Below are 17,553 nucleotides of genomic sequence, written 5' to 3'. Positions count from 1 at the left end.
CGACCCGCGAAAACAGAGTAGCTCAAACACGCAAATGCGCTGCATCACTCTACGCTCATCATCCCCCAATGTGAGGATTTGTCGGTATCATGGCGCCTTTGAACCAGCGAACGAGACAGATAGATGGCCGCGGTAAAAATCATCAACGGGTATGTGATCGACAAGAAAGACGGCAAGTGGAACCTGACCACGACCAATGGCGAACACATCGCCGGGCCTTTCGACAGCGAGCAGCTGGCGACTGATGTGGCGTCGGTGTTCACTGACACCCCTGCGTCGTCCAAACGCCGTGGCAAAGATCAGGACTGACCGGTTGCGGCACGCGCCGAGCCCTGCCCTTGCGCAGGGCTTTTTTGTGGCCGCTCGCAAACCCGATGAAAACAAGTGGCCAATCGCTATAACCTTTTCACTCCGGCGCTGTCAGAGCGTTTAGCCCTCCCTCGCTGAAGACGACACACTTATGAACATGAACAAAATGCTGCCGCTGATCGCGGTATTGGCCCTGGGTGGCTGTGCCACCTCGCAAACCACCTACCTGAACAACGGCGAACAGGGTTTGAGTATCGACTGCTCCGGGGAAGCCAACTCCTGGGCAACCTGCTACGAAAAAGCCGATGCTTCCTGCGCGGGCACCGGTTATCGCATTGTCGGTACGGACGGCACACCGGCACCCAAGGAGAGCGACAAGACCCTGGGGGTCGATGTCGGCAACTATAAAAACCGCAGCGTGGTGGTGGTCTGCAAATAGACCCTACATGTGGATCTCGGCGAACTTGATCCCGAGCCCGCGCACGATCTCAATCAGATCGTCGAGCCGGGCGAAGGATTCGACTTCGTCGTTATCGTCGACCAGAAAATAGCTGCGACCGGCGCTCTTCTTGAAAAACACGATCCACTCACCCGAGTTCGCCGGATTCTGAATCACATGCGTGGCAGAGATAAGGCCCTCTGCATGCCGTTCCCGTACTTGCTCTCGCTTCATGCGCGACTCCAGAAATGAAAATGCCGCCACAGCATGACTGTGGCGGCACTGGTGCTGATGGCCGCTATTCTATCAGCCGGAAATGCAGGCATTGGCGGCGTTTTGCACGTCACGAGGACGAATCGGCACATTGGACATGCGTTCATGCAACTTGATGCTGCTGCCGCCGGAACGGTCGTCGATATCAAACACCGCTGCCGCGCCAGTGGAAAATTTCCCGGGAACAATCACCCGCACGCCATCCTTGTGCGGCTGCATCTGCAGTGCGCCGCGACTGTTAGCCAGCTTGTCCGCCAGGCACTGCGCATACTCATGGGGTTTCTTGCCGGAAATCACGCTCATGGTGGGCAAGGTTTCATTGATTTCGGAAACACTCGCGCAACCACCCATGACCAACATCAACGGCAGACACACCACACCCCACTTCATACAAATACCTCCCATAAAGACCCTCGGACAGCAGTAATGCCATTTTTCTCCGAGGCTTACTCCATTAAACCCGCAGCGAATCGCGAATAACCGTTTTTAATTGTCAAAGCAGCGCTCGACGGCGGGATAATAACCCGTTCGGGCTGATAAACTGCGCCAATCGCACATGCTATCGTTTTGATTTAGTAGAAAAAGCCCTTCTGGAGGCGCCCATGAAATTCATTCACCAGCGCGAGCACCTCAACGAAGACGACATTGTCGTCATCCAATGCTCGCAAACCTGCAACATCCGCTTGATGAACGACGCCAACTTCCGCGCGTTCAAGAACGGCGGCCGCCACACCTACCACGGCGGCGCTTTCGACACGTTTCCGGCGCGCATCACCGCGCCGAGCACCGGTTTCTGGAACATCACCATCGACACCGTCAGCCGGCGCGCCATCAGCGTCACGCGCAAACCGACCCTGACCCACTCGATCAAGATCATCCGCCGCTCCAGCTCCAAACTGAGCTGAGTCGCCCCAACGCAAGGTAAGCATGACCGTGGCCCAAACGACCAAATACGTCATCAAATACAAGCTCAACGGCGAGCGCCGCTTCGAGTTCGCGCAACTGCAAGACGGCACCGTGGAAGAAGCCAGGGCTGCACTGGATGCCATCCACGGCCAGACCGAAGATGTGATCAGCGATATCGCCGTCAGCAAAGCCCTGTAACGCAACACCCCGGATTCGACCGCAAGCGGCAGAGTGTTCTGCCGCCGGGATTTGCCCAGACTGACAGCCTCGACCAAAGGGTTCAGGAGTCAGAATGTCAATGTCCCCGTCTCGGCTGGATGCGCTCGATTGGGCGAGCCTCGAACAGCATCTGGATCAATATGGCTATGCCATCGTCCGCTCACTGCTGTCGGCGCAAACCTGTGAGCGCTTGAGCGCCCTGTATTCGCAGACCGAACCGTTTCGTTCCCAGGTCATCATGGTTCGCCACGGTTTCGGTCGCGGGGAATACAAGTACTTCAGCTATCCCCTGCCGACAACCATCGAACGTCTGCGCACTGCGCTTTACTCGCGCCTGGTGCCGCTGGCCAACCGCTGGTACGAACGCATGAATGTGCCTGTACGCTTTCCCGCAACCCATGCCGGGTTTGTGCAGCGCTGTCACGATGCCGGCCAACTGCGGCCCACACCCTTGCTGTTGCAATACGGCCCGCAGGACTACAACTGCCTGCATCAGGATCTGTACGGAGAACTGGTTTTCCCACTGCAAGTGGCGATTCTTCTGTCGGAGCCCGGAGAGGATTTTACCGGTGGAGAGTTCGTCCTGACCGAGCAGCGTCCACGCCTGCAGTCCCGACCACACGTCGTGGATCTGCAAAAGGGTGACGCGGTTATATTCGCGGTCAACCAGCGCCCGGTCAGCGGCACACGTGGCGATTATCGAGTGACCATGCGTCATGGCGTCAGTCGCCTGCACAGCGGAAACCGGCATACTCTGGGCATCATCTTCCACGACGCAGTATGAGCAGCATGCAACCGAGCCACTTCGACCTGTTCGCCGACCACGAACCCGAGCAACAACCCCGCGCCGAGCAAATCGGTGAACAATCGTGGGTTTTGCGCGGTTTCGCCCTGCCGATGATCGATCAACTGTTGCCAGCGCTGGACGGCGTTCTCACCGCAGCGCCATTGCGTCACATGATGACCCCGGGCGGTTTCAGCATGTCGGTGGGCACCAGCAGCTGCGGAGCGCTGGGCTGGATCACCGATCGCAGCGGTTATCGCTACAGCACCATGGATCCGCTGAGCGGCAGACCGTGGCCGGCAATGCCCCAAGTGTTGTTCGAACTGGCACAGAGAGCGGCACTGCGCGCAGGATTTACCGGATTTCACGCCGATTCGTGCCTGATCAACCAATACGTCCCCGGCGCCAAGATGTCTTTGCACCAGGACAAGGACGAACATGCCTACGCGGCGCCGATCGTTTCGTTGTCCTTGGGGTTGCCGGCAATGTTCCTGTTCGGTGGTTTTGTCCGCAGCGACAAGAGCCAGCGCATTCCTCTGCTGCACGGCGACATGGTGGTCTGGGGCGGGGTCGATCGCCTGCGTTTTCACGGTGTGCTGCCGATCAAGCCCGGCCAGCATCCGCGTCTGGGCGAGCGGCGGATCAATCTGACCTTCCGGGTCGCCGGGTGATCTGAAAAGTTTGACCGCAAGGCCCGGAGTGCTACGCACATTGCTGCTGGTTAACCTGAATCAAACAGGTCAACGGACTACTCGTCATGAAAAAGCTTTCGCCGATCATCAATGTTGAAACCGATCCACGCTGGGCCGCCGTGATCGCGCGGGATCCGCGAGCCGACGGGCAGTTTGTCTACGCGGTGAAAACCACCGGCATCTATTGCCGCCCGAGCAGCCTTTCGCGATTGCCCAAGCCGCACAACGTCGAGTTTTTCGACAGTGCCGAAGCAGCCGAGGCGGCGGGTTATCGTCCGAGCAAACGCACTCGCAAGGATCAGACCGACGTCGCCGCCCAACATGCCGCGACGGTGGCGCTGGCTTGCCGGCAGATCGAAACCTGCGAAACTGCGCCGGCGCTTAACCAGCTCGCCGCGACCGCCGGCCTCAGCCCCTTCCATTTTCATCGCGTATTCAAGGCCGCTACCGGTCTGACGCCAAAGGGTTACGCGGCGGCGCATCGCTCGCGCCGGGTGCGGGAACGGCTCGCGAATGGCGGTTCGGTGACCGATGCGCTGTACGACGCCGGCTTCAATTCCAACAGCCGCTTTTACGAATCGGCCGACAAGCTGCTGGGCATGAAGCCCGGTGACTATCGCGCTGCCGGGCGCAATAACGACATACGCTTTGCCGTTGGCCAATGTTCGCTCGGGGCGATTCTGGTGGCGCAAAGCGAACGCGGGGTGTGCGCGATCCTGTTGGGCGACGATCCGCACCAACTGGTGTGTGATCTGCAGGATCAGTTCCGTCAGGCCAACCTGATTGGCGCCGACGCCGGGTTCGAACAGTTGATTGCCAAAGTGGTGGGCTTCATCGAAGCCCCGGCACTGGGCCTCGACTTGCCACTGGATGTGCGCGGCACCGCGTTTCAGGAGCGCGTCTGGCAGGCGTTGCGGGAAATCCCGGTGGGTCGCACCGCCAGTTACGCCGAAATCGCCCAACGCATTGGCGCGCCGACTTCCATGCGCGCGGTGGCGCAAGCCTGCGGCGCCAACCGTCTGGCCGTGGCAATTCCTTGCCACCGCGTAGTGCGCAGCGATGGCAATCTCTCGGGGTATCGTTGGGGTGTGGAGCGCAAGCGCCAGTTGCTGGATCGCGAAACCCAGCCTTAGCGAATCCCGATGCAGACCGCCACGGACTCGGGGCCGGTATAGGCCTCGTAGTCGGTGGCATAGCGACGCTGAATCTGAGGGTTCTCCCCAAAGAAGGTCCAGATCCGTCCCCAAGTCGCAATGACCGCGTCAGGCAACGGCCCCTGCGCCTCGAACACCAGATATTCGCCGGTTTCGATCTGTACGGTCTCATAGCCTTTGGGTTGTGCATTGACCGCGACCCCCGCGGTGACATCGAATGCACCCGAGGCATCGGATTCATAGGCCGAATACACACCATAAATTGCAGAGCCCGGGATCTTGCCGGGAATACTCTCGGCCTGTTCTTCACTGAAAAACCGGCCCCACATCGGGCCGATCTTTGCGCTCTGGGGCTGGTGCTCTGCGGCGTTGGTCGTGCGCACACGCAGGCCGGCCACGGTGAAGGCGTCGATTTGCTGTCGTTTCAAATCCATCGAAAATGCCGCTCCCTGTCATAGAAGTGCGGCCACACAGGGCCGCAATGGCGCTTACTCTGTCAGCGATTGACGTCGACCACAACCCTGCCGCGCAGCTGTCCGGCGAGCAATTTGGGTGCCGCGTCGATGGCTTCGCTCAGGGCGATTTCGTGGCTGATCAAAGGCAACAAGGCGAAGTCCAGATCCTTGGCCAGACGTTTCCAGGCCTCGATCCGACGGGCCTTGGGTTGGGTCACGCTGTTGATGCCCGCCAGGGTCACGCCGCGCAGAATGAACGGCGCCACCGACGCAGGAAAATCCATACCCTGGGCCAGACCGCAGGCCGCCACCGTGCCTTCGGCGCGGGTGCTGGCACAGGCGTTGGCCAAGGTGTGGCTGCCGACCGAGTCGATCACGCCGGCCCAGCGTTCCCTGGCCAGCGGTTTGCCCGGTTCCGACAAGGTTGCGCGGTCGATGATCTCGCTGGCGCCCAGTTGCTTCAGGTACTCGTGCTCGGACACCCGGCCGGTGGATGCCACCACGCGATACCCGAGTTTGCTGAGCAAGGCGATGGCGAAACTGCCCACCCCTCCGTTGGCGCCGGTCACCAGCACTTCGCCCTGATCCGGCGTCACGCCGTTGCGCTCCAGCGCCAGAATGCACAGCATCGCCGTGTAGCCGGCGGTACCGATGGCCATCGCTTGCGCGGCGCTGAAGGCCTCGGGCAAGGGAATCAGCCAGTCGCCACGGAGCCGCGCCTTCTGTGCCAGGCCACCCCAGTGACTTTCGCCCACGCCCCAGCCATTGAGCAGCACCTGATCACCAACCTTGTAGTCAGGATGCGAGCTGACCTCGACCGTGCCCGCCAGGTCGATCCCAGGCACCATCGGAAACTGGCGTACCACCGGGCTGCTGCCGGTAATCGCCAGACCATCCTTGAAGTTCAGCGTGCTGTACGCCACCCGCACCGTTACGTCGCCTTCGGGCAACTGCGCTTCATCGATCTGCTGCAGGCTGGCGCGGTAACCGCTGTCGTCTTTGTCGATCAAAATGCCGTTGAACATGGCTGCCTCTCACTCAGTGGATTCAAATCCTCGCGCCTTGAAATAACACAAAGCAACACATTGCCCCACCCGACTTTGCGCCAATTCGCAAATCCGCCCAGTGATTCCATAGCGGGCGACTATGCTTTTTCGACGGTCGTGCTTTCGTTGCCCTCCTGCTGAAAGCGGCCCCTGTCGATGGAGCTGACAATGCCTTACCCGCGCTCATGGCTTGCAATCCTGATGCTGTGCCTGCTGACCGCCGGCAACCCGTGGGCCGCCCCGGCCACTGCCAGCAAACCCGCCGCTGCCGACGCCGCCCCCAGCGCGCCGACGTGGCCGCAAGTGATCACCAGCGGCAAGGCCAGGCTGACCGTGTACCAGCCGCAACTCGACAGCTGGGATGGCTACACACTCAATGCCCGGGCGGCGGTCGAAGCCACCGGCGCCGACGGCAAACCCACTTACGGCATTGTCCAGTTCAGTGCGCACACGCTGGTCGACAAGGCCACGCGCTGGGTCGCACTGGATCAATACAAGATCATCAAGGCCGACTTCCCCGCCGATGCCAGTCAGGCGGATGTCTGGCTCGCGGCACTGCAAAAGGATGCCCAGAGCCGCAAGAAGACCATTTCCCTCGATCAACTCGAGGCCGCCGTCGGTGTGTTGTCGGCAGAGCAGAAAGCCGACAGCGCACCGCTGGAAAATACCCCGCCGGCGATCATCAGTTCCGACGTCCCCGCCCTGCTTGTCTATATTGATGGCGACGCGGCGTATCGCGCGGTCGAGGGCACCGGGTTGCAGCGGGTGATCAACACCCGCCCGTTATTGCTCAAGGACGCCGAGGGCAGACACTACTTGCATGTGTTCGATGGCTGGATGGTCGCTGACAGCCTCAGCGGCGAATACACTCGTCTGACCTCGCCGCCAGCCGATCTGGAGAAGGCCAAACAGGCGGCGATCCAGAGCCGCCAGGTCGATCTACTGACCGGGCAGAGTGATCCGAAAGACAAGGTGCCAAATCTGGCCAAGCCGCCGCAGCCGAAAATTTTCATCGCCACCACCCCCACCGAGCTGATCGTTACCGACGGGGCTGCGCAGTGGTCGCCGATCCAGGGCACCAGCCTGCTCTACGTGAGCAACACCACCGGACACATCTTCAAGGAAATCGGCGACCAGAACAGCTACGTGCTGATTTCCGGACGCTGGTTCCGGGCCGCCGACATGAACGGGCCGTGGACGTTTACCCCGGCGGACAAATTGCCTACCGACTTCGCCAACATCCCCGACGACAGCCCGAAAGAGAACGTCAAGGCCTCCGTCGCCGGTACGCCGCAGGCCAAGGAAGCCGCGATTGCCGCCACCATCCCGCAAACCTCGGCGATCAAGAAAAGTGCAGTGAAAATGACCGCGCCGCAGTTCGACGGCGAGCCGCAACTCAAACCGATCAACACCACGTCGCTGCAATATGTGGTCAACAGCGCGACGCCGATCATTCGTGTCGACGACAACAGCTGGTATGCCGTGGAGAACGGCATCTGGTTCACCGCAACGACAGTCAGCGGACCGTGGGTCGTCGCCAGTTCGGTACCGTCGGTGATCTATTCCATCCCGCCGAGTTCACCGATGCATTACCTCACTTACGTCAAAGTCTATGAGTCCAGCGGCGACACGGTGGTGGTTGGCTACACCCCGGGGTATCAAGGGTCGAACCTGGATCCGGCCACGGGTGTGGTGGTTTACGGCACCGGATATCCGTACACGCCGTGGGTTGGCAGTGTCTGGTATGGGCCGCCCGTGACCTACGGTTTCGGTGTCGCGATTCGCTATACACCCTGGACCGGCTGGACCTTCGGTTTCGGCTTCGGCTGGAGCTGGGGCGGCAACACCGTGGCAATGGGTTGGGGCTGGGGTGCTTATCCGTGGTGGGGCAATTACGGCTGGGGTTATGCCTGGGGGCCGCGCTTGTATCCTGCGCCGCTGGCCTGGGGCGGCGCCGCTTACGGCTATCGCGGCGGTGCCGTGGCCTGGGGGCCCGGTGGCTGGGCCGGCACCACCGGCAACATTTATCGTCAGTGGGGCGACCGCGCGACCGTCAGCCGTTACGGCGCCGGCTACAACGCCTGGACCGGCAATCGCTGGGCCGGTCAGGTCGGCTCGTCCTATAACTCGCGCACCGGGATTGCCGCGGCGGGCCAGCGCGGTGCCGTACACAATGCCTACAACGGCAACTACGCGGCCGGACGCAGCGGTGAGGTGGTCGGGCCGAACGGTGGCGCCATTGCCGGCGGCCGAGTGACGGCGGGCAACGCACGCAACGGCACGCAAGTCACCGCCAACCGTGGCGCGGTCTACAACCCCAACACCGACAAGACCACGCAATATGCTGGCGTCAAGGGACGCAACGGCGGCGCTGCAAGGGTCGGCGACAACGTCTATGCCGGGCACGACGGTAACATCTACAAGAAAACCGACAACGGTTGGCAATCAATGGTCAAGGGCAGCCCGACCCGCACGGCACCGGTCAACAACACTGCTCAACTGCAAAACCTCAATCGTGAATCTGCAGCGCGTAACTTCGGCAACCAGCGCACCAACAACTTTCACAACTCCTCGCAAGTCATGAACCGTTCATTTGGTGGCGGTGGCGGCGGTTTTCATCGACGCTGACGGCGCATGGCTGTCCGTGCGCGGAAAATTCGCGCTGGCCCTGAGTCCGCTTTTGCTGTTAAAAAACCGGCTCTGCCGTCCCTGCCCCGTTTCATCGTTCGGAGAACCGCTTCCATGAGCCAATGGCCTGACACTCGCATTCTTGACCTGCTCGGCATCGAGCTGCCGATCATCCAGGGCCCCATGGCCGGTGCCACGAATTCGGCCATGGTGATCGCCGTGTGCAACGCCGGTGGCCTGGGTTCGATGCCCGCCGCAATGCTGAGTATCGAGCAACTGCGCGAAGAACTGCAGACCATTCGCGAGCACACTCGCAAGCCGTTCAACGTCAATTTCTTCTGCCATCAGCCACCGGCTGCCGATGAACAGCGCGCGCGGGACTGGAAAAACCTGCTGGAGCCGTACTACCGCGAACTGGGTGTCGATTTCGATGCACCGACGCCGGTGTCCAACCGGGCCCCCTTCGATGCGGCAGCGTGCGCCGTGCTGGAAGAGTTTCGTCCTGAAGTCGTGAGTTTTCACTTTGGCCTGCCGGAGAAATCCCTGCTGGATCGGGTCAAGGCCACGGGTGCGAAAATCCTCTCGTCTGCCACGACTGTCGATGAAGCAGTGTGGCTTGAACAAAACGGTTGCGACGCGATCATCGCCATGGGCTACGAGGCAGGTGGTCATCGCGGGATGTTTCTCAGCGATGACCTGAGCAGTCAGGTCGGTACCTTTGCCCTGGTGCCGCAGATTGTCGATGCGGTGAAAGTACCGGTGATCGCTGCCGGCGCCATTGCCGATGCGCGCGGGGTGGCCGCGGCATTGATACTCGGTGCATCGGCAGCGCAGGTCGGCACCGCGTATCTGTTTACCCCGGAAGCGAAAGTCAGCGCTTCCCATCATCAGGCGCTGCGCACCGCCAAGGAAAGCGAAACCGCGATTACCAACCTGTTCACCGGCCGCCCGGCTCGCGGCATTCTCAATCGAGTGATGCGCGAAATCGGCCCGATGTCAGCGAAAGCCCCGGCCTTCCCGCTGGCCGGCGGAGCGCTGATGCCCTTGCGGGCAAAAAGCGAAGCGCAGTTCAGCAACCTCTGGGCCGGGCAGGCTTTTCCGTTGGGCAAGGAGCTGAGCAGCGCCGAACTGACCCGGGAACTGGCGCAAGGCGCACTGACAAAACTGGTCCGACACTGATCCGATCCAGGATGAGGCGCGACACAGCCTCATCCTGTATACAACAGCACTTCCTGTTTAGCGGCATTTCGCTATATATTTCGCTATATAGCGTTTCACCCTTCGCATCGGTGCAGTCCACCTCCAACAATAACTGCCCTCTGCATTCGCCAATAACGGAGCTGTTATGACCATTCGTGCCTCACGTTTTGCCCCCGCTTGCCTGGCTTCTTTGCTGTCGGTTTTTGCCTTGGGCGCCGCTCACGCCGATGAAGTGCAGGTGGCGGTTGCCGCCAACTTCACCGCGCCGATCCAGGCCATTGCTGCCGACTTCGAAAAAGACACCGGGCACAAACTGGTCGCCGCCTACGGGGCCACCGGCCAGTTCTACACCCAGATCAAGAACGGCGCGCCGTTCGAAGTGTTCCTCTCGGCGGACGACACCACTCCGGAAAAACTGGAAAAAGAAGGCGATACCGTCAAGGGCTCGCGCTTCACCTACGCCATCGGCACTCTGGCGCTGTGGTCGGCGAAAGAAGGTTACGTTGATGGCAAAGGCGAAGTGCTGAAGAAAAATGAATACCAGCATCTGTCCATCGCCAATCCGAAAGCCGCACCGTACGGGCTGGCCGCCACTCAGGTGCTGGAAAAACTCAAGCTGACGGAAGCGACCAAAGCCAAAATCGTCGAAGGCCAGAACATCACCCAGGCTTACCAGTTCGTGTCCACCGGTAATGCGGAACTGGGCTTCGTAGCACTGTCGCAAATCTACAAGGACGGCAAGGTCACCAGCGGTTCGGCGTGGGTCGTTCCAGCGAACATGCACGACCCGATCAAACAGGACGCGGTAATCCTCAACAAAGGCAAAGACAGCGCCGCCGCCAAAGCGCTGGTTGACTACCTCAAAGGCCCGAAAGCCGCTGCGGTGATCAAGTCTTACGGTTACCAGCTCTAAATGTCGCTCTCGAGTGCCGACTTCGCGGCGATCTGGCTGACCCTGAAACTGGCGTCCCTGACCACCGCGATCCTGCTGGTCGTCGGCACTCCGATTGCCCTGTGGCTGGCGCGCAGTCGTTCCTGGCTGCGCGGCCCCATCGGCGCAATCGTCGCCCTGCCCCTCGTGCTGCCGCCGACTGTGATCGGCTTCTATCTGCTGCTGGCAATGGGGCCCAATGGCTTTCTCGGCCACTTCACGCAATGGCTGGGCCTGGGCACGCTGACCTTCAGCTTTACCGGGCTGGTGATCGGTTCGGTGATCTATTCCATGCCGTTTGTGGTGCAACCGTTGCAGAACGCGTTCGCGGCCATCGGCACCCGCCCACTGGAAGTGGCCGCGACCTTGCGCGCCAATCCCTGGGACACTTTTTTCAGCGTGATCCTGCCTTTGGCCCGTCCCGGTTTCGTAACCGCGGCGATCCTCGGGTTCGCGCATACCGTCGGTGAATTCGGTGTGGTGCTGATGATCGGCGGCAACATTCCCGACAAGACCCGCGTGGTCTCGGTGCAGATCTACGACCATGTCGAGGCGATGGAATATGCTCAGGCCCATTGGCTGGCCGGGGCGATGCTGGTGTTTTCGTTTCTGGTGTTGCTGGCGCTCTACTCCAGCCGCAAGACCCGCGCGGGCTGGAGCTGATCGATGATTGATGCACGTCTGAAAATCGCTTATTCGGGTTTCAGCCTGGATATTGATCTGCATTTGCCGGGGCGTGGCGTGACTGCGCTGTACGGTCATTCCGGTTCGGGCAAAACCACCTGCCTGCGCTGTATCGCCGGGCTTGAGCGCGCCGAGCAAGGTTTCATACAGATCAACGACGAAGTCTGGCAGGACAGCGAGCGCCGGATTTTTGTCCCGCCGCACAAACGTGCGCTGGGTTACGTGTTCCAGGAAGCCAGTCTGTTCCCGCATCTGTCGGTGCTGGCCAATCTGCAGTTTGGCCTCAAACGCATTGCCAAGGCCCAGCGCCGGGTCGACATGGCACAAGCCACCGAGCTACTGGGCATCGGCCATCTGCTGGAACGCCATCCGCAGCATCTGTCCGGCGGCGAACGCCAGCGTGTCGGTATCGCCCGCGCGCTGTTGACCAGCCCGAAACTGCTGCTGATGGATGAGCCGTTGGCGGCCCTCGACAGCCAGCGCAAAAACGAAATCCTGCCATACCTGCAACGCCTGCATGATGAACTGGACATCCCGGTACTCTATGTCAGCCACGCACAGGATGAGGTGGCGCGGCTGGCCGATCATCTGGTGTTGCTCAGCGACGGCAAGGCCCTGGCCAGCGGCCCGATTGGCGAGACCCTCGCCCGGCTGGACCTGCCAATGGCGCTGGGCGATGACGCCGGGGTGATCATCGAAGGCCAGGTCAGCGCCTACGATGCCGAGTACCAGCTGCTGAGTCTGCAATTGCCGGCCACGGCCATGAACATCCGCGTGACGCACGCGCCGATGGCGGTCGGTCAGGCCTTGCGCTGCAAGGTGCACGCCCGTGACATCAGTCTGGCCCTGCACAACAGCGAAGCCAGCAGCATCCTCAATCGCTTGCCGGTGACCGTGGTCAGCGAGCTGGCGGCGGACAACGCCGCGCACGTGCTGATTCGTCTGGATGCCGGCGGCACACCGCTGCTGGCACGGATCACGCGGTTTTCCCGGGATCAGCTCGGCATCCACCCGGGCCAGCATTTGTGGGCGCAGATCAAGGCCGTCGCCGTGCTGGCCTGAATTGGTTGGCACGACGGCCACAGCCTGCGGTCAATCGCTGTAACAGAGCGATTCGCCAAGGACACCGCCATGCCCGACACCGCACTAGCCGACGTCTTACCGCCCGACCTGCATTACGTCGACGATACCCAACCCGGCATCCGCCGTAAAAAACTGCGTGGCAAATTCGCCTACTTCGATCCGGCCGGACAACGCATCAACGACCCCGATGAGATCAAGCGGATCAACGCGCTGGCAGTGCCGCCGGCCTACACCGACGTGTGGATCTGCGCCGATCCGCGTGGCCATTTGCAGGCCACTGGTCGCGATGCCCGGGGCCGCAAGCAGTATCGCTATCACCCGCGCTGGCGCGAGGTGCGCGACGCCGACAAGTACTCGCGCTTGCGTGAGTTCGGCCTGGCGCTGCCGAAGTTGCGCAAACAGCTCGAAACCCTGCTCGACGCACCCGGCTTCAGCCGCGACAAGGTCATGGCCACGGTCATCACGTTGCTCGACGCCACACTGATCCGCGTCGGCAACACCCAGTACGCGCGGGACAACCGCTCCTATGGCCTGACCACCCTGCGCAGCCGGCATGTCGAGATCAACGGCAGCGCGATCCTGTTCCAGTTTCGCGGTAAAAGCGGCATTGAACACCAGATCACCGTCAAGGATCGTCGCCTGGCGCGCATCATCAAGCGCTGCCTGGAAATCCCGGGACAGAATCTGTTTCAGTATCTGGATGAAAATGGCGAGCGGCACACCGTCAGCTCCCACGACGTCAACAGCTACCTGCAAACCCTCACCGGTGCCGACTTCACCGCCAAGGATTACCGCACCTGGGCCGGCAGCGCGCTGGCCCTGGCGGTATTGCGCGAACTGCAATGGGAGTCGGAAGCCGAGGCGAAACGGCACGTGGTGGAGATGGTCAAGAGCGTGTCCAAACAGCTGGGCAACACCCCGGCGGTGTGCCGCAAATGCTACATCCATCCCGCCGTGGTCGAGCGCTTCCTGCTCGGTGCGCTGGCCGAACTGCCACGCCCGAGGGTGCGCAAAGGCCTGCGCGCTGAGGAAGTGGCGCTGGCGATGTTTCTCGAGCAAATGATCGACGCGTCTTGATCGCGCTGGTAGCCGAGCAATCAATCGCGGTTTCCCAGGTTCCAGAGTTTCTACAGGCTTTGAAGCCGACGCATCGCCTGGATTGGCGCGCCACCGAGTGGCTGCAACCGACGAACTGACTGGCTATTTTTTGCACGATTGGCCAAGGCTTCTATAGTTGATCTGACACCTATTTGCTGTGGTGACGCCATGGAAGACATCTTTGTCGTGAAGCGCTGCAACAAGATCATCATTCACGGCCGCCGCGCCGGGGAAAGTCAGCATGAACCTGCCGAATCCAGCAGCTGGTTTCGGATCAATGACACCCGAACCGGAGGCTTCATCGGTGACGGCTATGATCTTGAGGAAGATGCCCGGCGCGAATGCCAAAGGCTCAATGCGGCCAGCTCGCCGCGACCGGCGCGACAATCGGCCGGCTGATGCAATTGACAGGCGGGGTCTATACTCAAAGCAGCTGACGGACCAGCGCCCCAACGGCAGAGAGCTCGCAGCCCGCGGGCTTTTTGCTGCCTCTCAACGGTTTGTCTGAACGGAGGTGCTCCATGTCCGAAAAAGAGTCCATCACCACCCTCCTCACCCTGCTCGACTCCCGTCAGGCGCGCCTGGCTGCGGCCTGCAAGGAAATTGCCGACTGGGTCGATCATCAAGGCGGCCATCCGACCGCCCTGCGCATACGCGATCGCCTGAACGACATCGAAAAAGACACGCCGCTGATTCGCAGTACGCTGTCTTCGTTGCAACCCGTCGAGCGGCCTCTGCCTCGTTTCAGATGACCGGATGGCAATAACGACAGTCTCAACGCGTACCGCCTGGCCGATCCGGCGAACACCTGCAGTCGTGGCAGGTCATAACCTGTACACGTCACCAGGAGACTGATCCATGGTTATCCATTTCAAAGTAGACGGACACCTGGCTTGTGGTCACAAAGGCAATAACCTTGCCTCGAGCCAGGAACTCAATCGCGTCAAATGCCGCAGCTGCCGAAATACCGATGCCTACAAAAATGCGCGCAAAACCCAGCGCAATGCTGCTCGGCGCGCAGCGCGCCACACACAGGCTAATCATGGTGCATCGAACTGGCGCTCGGAATGGATCGCACGCTTGACCGCTCTGGCGGGTCCGCAACGCCTGCCACGGGGCTTTTTCGGGCAAGCGTTTGTGTAATCGCTTGATGTCTTGGTTTTCGTCCATCACTCAGCGCGAATTGCCACGAGTTCACCGCTCGAAACCATCAATGCCCTGACCTTATCGTCAGGGCATTTTATTGAAAACACCGTTTCGAGCAGCCCTTCACCCTGAGTCAAGCTTGCAAATAGCCAACGCGCCCTCATAACCAGAACCCGTATCCACCGTCACCGAGAGGAAAAAACGATCATGACCGGAAAAACCGAAACCGCGATTCTCGCCGGGGGCTGCTTCTGGGGCATGCAGGACCTGCTGCGACGCTATCCCGGGGTGCTGCAGACGCGAGTCGGATACAGCGGCGGCGATGTACCGAACGCCACCTATCGCAACCACGGCAACCACGCCGAGGCCATCGAGATCGTTTTCGACCCGGCGGTGATCAGCTACCGGCAAATCCTTGAGTTCTTCTTCCAGATCCATGATCCCAGCACACCCAACCGACAAGGCAACGATCTCGGCCCCAGTTATCGCTCGGCGATTTACTACCTTAACGAACAGCAACGCGACATTGCTGAAGACACCGCTGCCGACGTCGATGCATCCGGGCTGTGGCCGGGGCGAGTGGTCACTGAAATCGAACCGGCGGGCCCCTTCTGGGAAGCGGAACCCGAGCACCAGGACTATCTGGAGCGGATACCGAATGGTTACACCTGCCATTTCATCCGCCCGAACTGGAAACTGCCGAAACGCAGCTGAAAACACATCTGCGTAATCACTCCACGCACGGCGCTGGCCTCAGCTGAGGCCGGTGCCTGCGCACCTCTGGACTTGATCATTTTGGTGGGCCCTCCGTAGCACAGTTCAAGCGCCCGAGGATGAACATACGTTCATCGCAAGCATGGCTAGAAGCGTCTAGCCTGCGGGTTCCAACATAGTGCCTACAGGAGTACCCCACCATGTTCTCGCACGAAAGCCTCCCGCTGATTGCCATTTTCACCATCATGCTGCTGTGCGCAGGTGCGGCGTTTTTACACCCGGCTCATGCATTCTTCAGTTGGCTGCGCAGGCGCAAGGAACGATTAAACGCCCAGGCGGCAAAAGAGGTTGATTCGCGCTGAATGTATTCCCTAAACCGGCCCGGGCATGCCTGGGCTTGTTGTTTTCTGACCAAACAGCAGATACAAAAAAGCCCAGCACGGGGCTGGGCCTGATTTTTTGCCAACATTAAAAACATCCAGGCTTTTCAGCCACAAGAGTAGAACTCAAGTGACTTACGCAAGAGCCCTTTCGTGCTCGCTTTCATGCACGTAAACCCATGAAATTCCGGATGGCGAGGTCTGGTCGAGGCGCATAAGCGCCGAATCGACTTTCTTTTTGGTGATGCCGTCTTTGACTAGATCGAAGACGGCCAGGAAGCAGTCCCCTGGAAGCGCTGTGATCGAGAGGTTGGTGATGTGCGATTCAGGGCTTCCAGCACGCTCGCCGTACAACCCCCAAAGTCGCTCCCAATAATCCGCTCGACTCATGATCTGTCCATCGGTGAGTACCACACGAAAGTCATTCGCCAACGCGTCGTACAGGGGTTTGATGGCGCCTTCCGACCGGGAAGACATACCGCGCGACCACGGAAAGAAGAGATTGTACCAACGGTACACCTCGGCTTCGACGAGAGCGGTTTTATCGGTTGCTGCGTGCACTTGATTGATTGCCATCGGTGTTCTCCTTAACACGTTAAAAATGGCGGGTCTGGCGTGACAGACAGGCCGTCCGAATGCCCATCGCCTGAGCGATGCACCGCGCCTTGATCAAGATCCATCCTGATATCAACGCCATCGGGTCAAGCTCAAATGTTCACTCAATGACTGTTGATATCTTCGACCAAGCCAAAACCGTAGACGCTCGCAGGATTGATTGCATCAAGAAGTGACCAACGGTCTTTGCACACAGGAGGAAAAGTGAAACGGAAGAATTGGCGAGAAGCCATTTAAAAATGGCGATCTGAAAACAAACAAGGGCTTGCATCAGCTTTCGCCCGCAAACCCTTGATTTTAGATGGTGCCCGAAGCCGGAATCGAACCGGCACGCCCTTACGAGCGGGGGATTTTAAGTCCCATGCGTCTACCAGTTTCGCCATTCGGGCGGTAGCGCGGTGTAGTGCTCAAAGCAGTCGATCAGCAAACCTGACAGCATTAAGCCTTGTAAAGCAGAGCGGGAAATATATACATGACGTCCCGGTGAAGCAAGTTCACAGTAGCTGATTTCAAGACTAAATCTTGCAGCGCACTGAAAATAAAAAAGCTCCGTAAATCATGGATCTACGGAGCTTGTTTAGAGTGGAGGCCGAGGTCGGAATCGAACCGGCGTAGGCGGATTTGCAATCCGCTGCATAACCATTTTGCTACTCGGCCTCAAACGATCGCTGCTTAGTAGCACCACAACAACCGCGTACAAACTTGGAGCGGGAAACGAGACTCGAACTCGCGACCCCGACCTTGGCAAGGTCGTGCTCTACCAACTGAGCTATTCCCGCTTGGTGTGGCGCATTCTA

At 60.1% G+C, this 17,553-nt stretch carries 23 protein-coding genes and 3 tRNA genes; 18 read left to right on the top strand and 8 right to left on the bottom strand.

Features of this window, described 5'->3' with window-relative positions:
• The first annotated feature begins 123 nt into the window (after window positions 1-123).
• Both HXW87_RS16320 and HXW87_RS16315 read left to right on the top strand, forming a co-directional pair.
• Complete coding sequence (locus tag HXW87_RS16320; RefSeq protein WP_007964653.1) at window positions 124-309, top strand: hypothetical protein; 186 nt, start codon at window positions 124-126, stop codon at window positions 307-309.
• Window positions 310-460: 151 nt separating this feature from the next.
• Window positions 461-748, top strand: coding sequence for a hypothetical protein (locus HXW87_RS16315; RefSeq protein ID WP_131671764.1), 288 nt, complete (start codon window positions 461-463; stop codon window positions 746-748).
• 3 nt (window positions 749-751) lie between these two features.
• On the opposite strand, the gene HXW87_RS16310 is transcribed toward HXW87_RS16315, so the two are convergent.
• Both HXW87_RS16310 and HXW87_RS16305 read right to left on the bottom strand, forming a co-directional pair.
• Window positions 752-982 (bottom strand): hypothetical protein, encoded by a 231-nt coding sequence (locus tag HXW87_RS16310; RefSeq protein WP_027612691.1) that lies wholly within the window; start codon window positions 980-982, stop codon window positions 752-754.
• A gap of 72 nt (window positions 983-1,054) precedes the next feature.
• Window positions 1,055-1,411 (bottom strand): hypothetical protein, encoded by a 357-nt coding sequence (locus HXW87_RS16305; protein ID WP_003225393.1) that lies wholly within the window; start codon window positions 1,409-1,411, stop codon window positions 1,055-1,057.
• Window positions 1,412-1,623: 212 nt separating this feature from the next.
• Between HXW87_RS16305 and HXW87_RS16300 the strand changes: the two genes are divergently transcribed.
• The 5 genes from HXW87_RS16300 to ada all read left to right on the top strand — a co-directional run bounded on the left by HXW87_RS16300 (window position 1,624) and on the right by ada (window position 4,755).
• Window positions 1,624-1,926 carry a DUF1883 domain-containing protein gene (locus tag HXW87_RS16300; protein WP_041064472.1) on the top strand — a complete coding sequence of 101 codons (303 nt, stop codon included), beginning with the start codon at window positions 1,624-1,626 and terminating at the stop codon, window positions 1,924-1,926.
• Window positions 1,927-1,948: 22 nt separating this feature from the next.
• The gene (locus HXW87_RS16295; protein ID WP_239776639.1) at window positions 1,949-2,125 is read left to right on the top strand and encodes a hypothetical protein; all 177 of its coding nucleotides are present in this window, start codon (window positions 1,949-1,951) and stop codon (window positions 2,123-2,125) included.
• A 94-nt stretch (window positions 2,126-2,219) separates the two neighbouring features.
• Entirely contained in the window at window positions 2,220-2,930 is a 711-nt protein-coding gene (locus tag HXW87_RS16290; RefSeq protein WP_239776638.1) for a 2OG-Fe(II) oxygenase, read from the top strand.
• Between the two features lie 5 nt (window positions 2,931-2,935).
• Window positions 2,936-3,601 carry a DNA oxidative demethylase AlkB gene (alkB, locus tag HXW87_RS16285; RefSeq protein ID WP_182401363.1) on the top strand — a complete coding sequence of 222 codons (666 nt, stop codon included), beginning with the start codon at window positions 2,936-2,938 and terminating at the stop codon, window positions 3,599-3,601.
• 86 nt (window positions 3,602-3,687) lie between these two features.
• The gene (gene ada, locus HXW87_RS16280; RefSeq protein WP_047294749.1) at window positions 3,688-4,755 is read left to right on the top strand and encodes a bifunctional DNA-binding transcriptional regulator/O6-methylguanine-DNA methyltransferase Ada; all 1,068 of its coding nucleotides are present in this window, start codon (window positions 3,688-3,690) and stop codon (window positions 4,753-4,755) included.
• On the opposite strand, the gene HXW87_RS16275 is transcribed toward ada, so the two are convergent.
• Complete coding sequence (locus HXW87_RS16275) at window positions 4,752-5,210, bottom strand: GyrI-like domain-containing protein (RefSeq protein WP_239776636.1); 459 nt, start codon at window positions 5,208-5,210, stop codon at window positions 4,752-4,754. The genes ada and HXW87_RS16275 overlap by 4 nt on opposite strands.
• A gap of 62 nt (window positions 5,211-5,272) precedes the next feature.
• The gene (locus HXW87_RS16270) at window positions 5,273-6,256 is read right to left on the bottom strand and encodes an MDR family oxidoreductase (RefSeq protein WP_095669066.1); all 984 of its coding nucleotides are present in this window, start codon (window positions 6,254-6,256) and stop codon (window positions 5,273-5,275) included.
• 189 nt (window positions 6,257-6,445) lie between these two features.
• On the opposite strand from HXW87_RS16270, the gene HXW87_RS16265 reads away from it, so the two are divergent.
• The 11 genes from HXW87_RS16265 to HXW87_RS16215 all read left to right on the top strand — a co-directional run bounded on the left by HXW87_RS16265 (window position 6,446) and on the right by HXW87_RS16215 (window position 16,123).
• A complete protein-coding gene (locus tag HXW87_RS16265; RefSeq protein WP_239776635.1) occupies window positions 6,446-8,905 on the top strand; it encodes an autotransporter in 2,460 nt (819 codons plus the stop codon).
• Between the two features lie 114 nt (window positions 8,906-9,019).
• Complete coding sequence (locus tag HXW87_RS16260; protein WP_182401365.1) at window positions 9,020-10,084, top strand: nitronate monooxygenase; 1,065 nt, start codon at window positions 9,020-9,022, stop codon at window positions 10,082-10,084.
• A gap of 166 nt (window positions 10,085-10,250) precedes the next feature.
• Window positions 10,251-11,018, top strand: a complete 768-nt coding sequence (gene modA / locus HXW87_RS16255) for a molybdate ABC transporter substrate-binding protein (protein ID WP_047294759.1) — start codon at window positions 10,251-10,253, stop codon at window positions 11,016-11,018.
• A complete protein-coding gene (gene modB / locus HXW87_RS16250; protein ID WP_041064496.1) occupies window positions 11,019-11,699 on the top strand; it encodes a molybdate ABC transporter permease subunit in 681 nt (226 codons plus the stop codon).
• A gap of 3 nt (window positions 11,700-11,702) precedes the next feature.
• A complete protein-coding gene (modC, locus tag HXW87_RS16245) occupies window positions 11,703-12,782 on the top strand; it encodes a molybdenum ABC transporter ATP-binding protein (RefSeq protein WP_121185750.1) in 1,080 nt (359 codons plus the stop codon).
• A gap of 69 nt (window positions 12,783-12,851) precedes the next feature.
• Entirely contained in the window at window positions 12,852-13,880 is a 1,029-nt protein-coding gene (locus tag HXW87_RS16240) for a DNA topoisomerase IB (protein WP_239776633.1), read from the top strand.
• 189 nt (window positions 13,881-14,069) lie between these two features.
• The gene (locus HXW87_RS16235; protein WP_041064505.1) at window positions 14,070-14,300 is read left to right on the top strand and encodes a hypothetical protein; all 231 of its coding nucleotides are present in this window, start codon (window positions 14,070-14,072) and stop codon (window positions 14,298-14,300) included.
• Between the two features lie 122 nt (window positions 14,301-14,422).
• A complete protein-coding gene (locus HXW87_RS16230; RefSeq protein WP_007964939.1) occupies window positions 14,423-14,653 on the top strand; it encodes a hypothetical protein in 231 nt (76 codons plus the stop codon).
• A 106-nt stretch (window positions 14,654-14,759) separates the two neighbouring features.
• Window positions 14,760-15,044 carry a hypothetical protein gene (locus HXW87_RS16225; protein WP_239776631.1) on the top strand — a complete coding sequence of 95 codons (285 nt, stop codon included), beginning with the start codon at window positions 14,760-14,762 and terminating at the stop codon, window positions 15,042-15,044.
• A 210-nt stretch (window positions 15,045-15,254) separates the two neighbouring features.
• Entirely contained in the window at window positions 15,255-15,761 is a 507-nt protein-coding gene (msrA, locus tag HXW87_RS16220) for a peptide-methionine (S)-S-oxide reductase MsrA (protein WP_041064515.1), read from the top strand.
• 200 nt (window positions 15,762-15,961) lie between these two features.
• Window positions 15,962-16,123, top strand: a complete 162-nt coding sequence (locus tag HXW87_RS16215; RefSeq protein ID WP_239776629.1) for a hypothetical protein — start codon at window positions 15,962-15,964, stop codon at window positions 16,121-16,123.
• A 153-nt stretch (window positions 16,124-16,276) separates the two neighbouring features.
• Here HXW87_RS16215 and HXW87_RS16210 read toward each other — a convergent pair whose 3' ends face one another.
• The 4 genes from HXW87_RS16210 to HXW87_RS16195 form a co-directional block, all read right to left on the bottom strand.
• Window positions 16,277-16,717: a hypothetical protein gene (locus HXW87_RS16210; RefSeq protein WP_047294767.1), complete on the bottom strand. Its 441-nt coding sequence runs from the start codon at window positions 16,715-16,717 to the stop codon at window positions 16,277-16,279.
• A 341-nt stretch (window positions 16,718-17,058) separates the two neighbouring features.
• Window positions 17,059-17,145, bottom strand: a tRNA-Leu gene (locus HXW87_RS16205).
• A 194-nt stretch (window positions 17,146-17,339) separates the two neighbouring features.
• Window positions 17,340-17,413, bottom strand: a tRNA-Cys gene (locus tag HXW87_RS16200).
• Between the two features lie 46 nt (window positions 17,414-17,459).
• Window positions 17,460-17,535: transfer RNA gene (locus HXW87_RS16195), tRNA-Gly, on the bottom strand.
• Window positions 17,536-17,553 lie beyond the last annotated feature (18 nt).

This window comes from Pseudomonas sp. Y5-11 (genome assembly GCF_022368695.1).
GTDB lineage: Bacteria > Pseudomonadota > Gammaproteobacteria > Pseudomonadales > Pseudomonadaceae > Aquipseudomonas > Aquipseudomonas parakoreensis.
The sequence above is the reverse complement of the archived record's forward strand: the minus strand, read 5'-3'. Positions and strand labels throughout refer to the sequence as shown.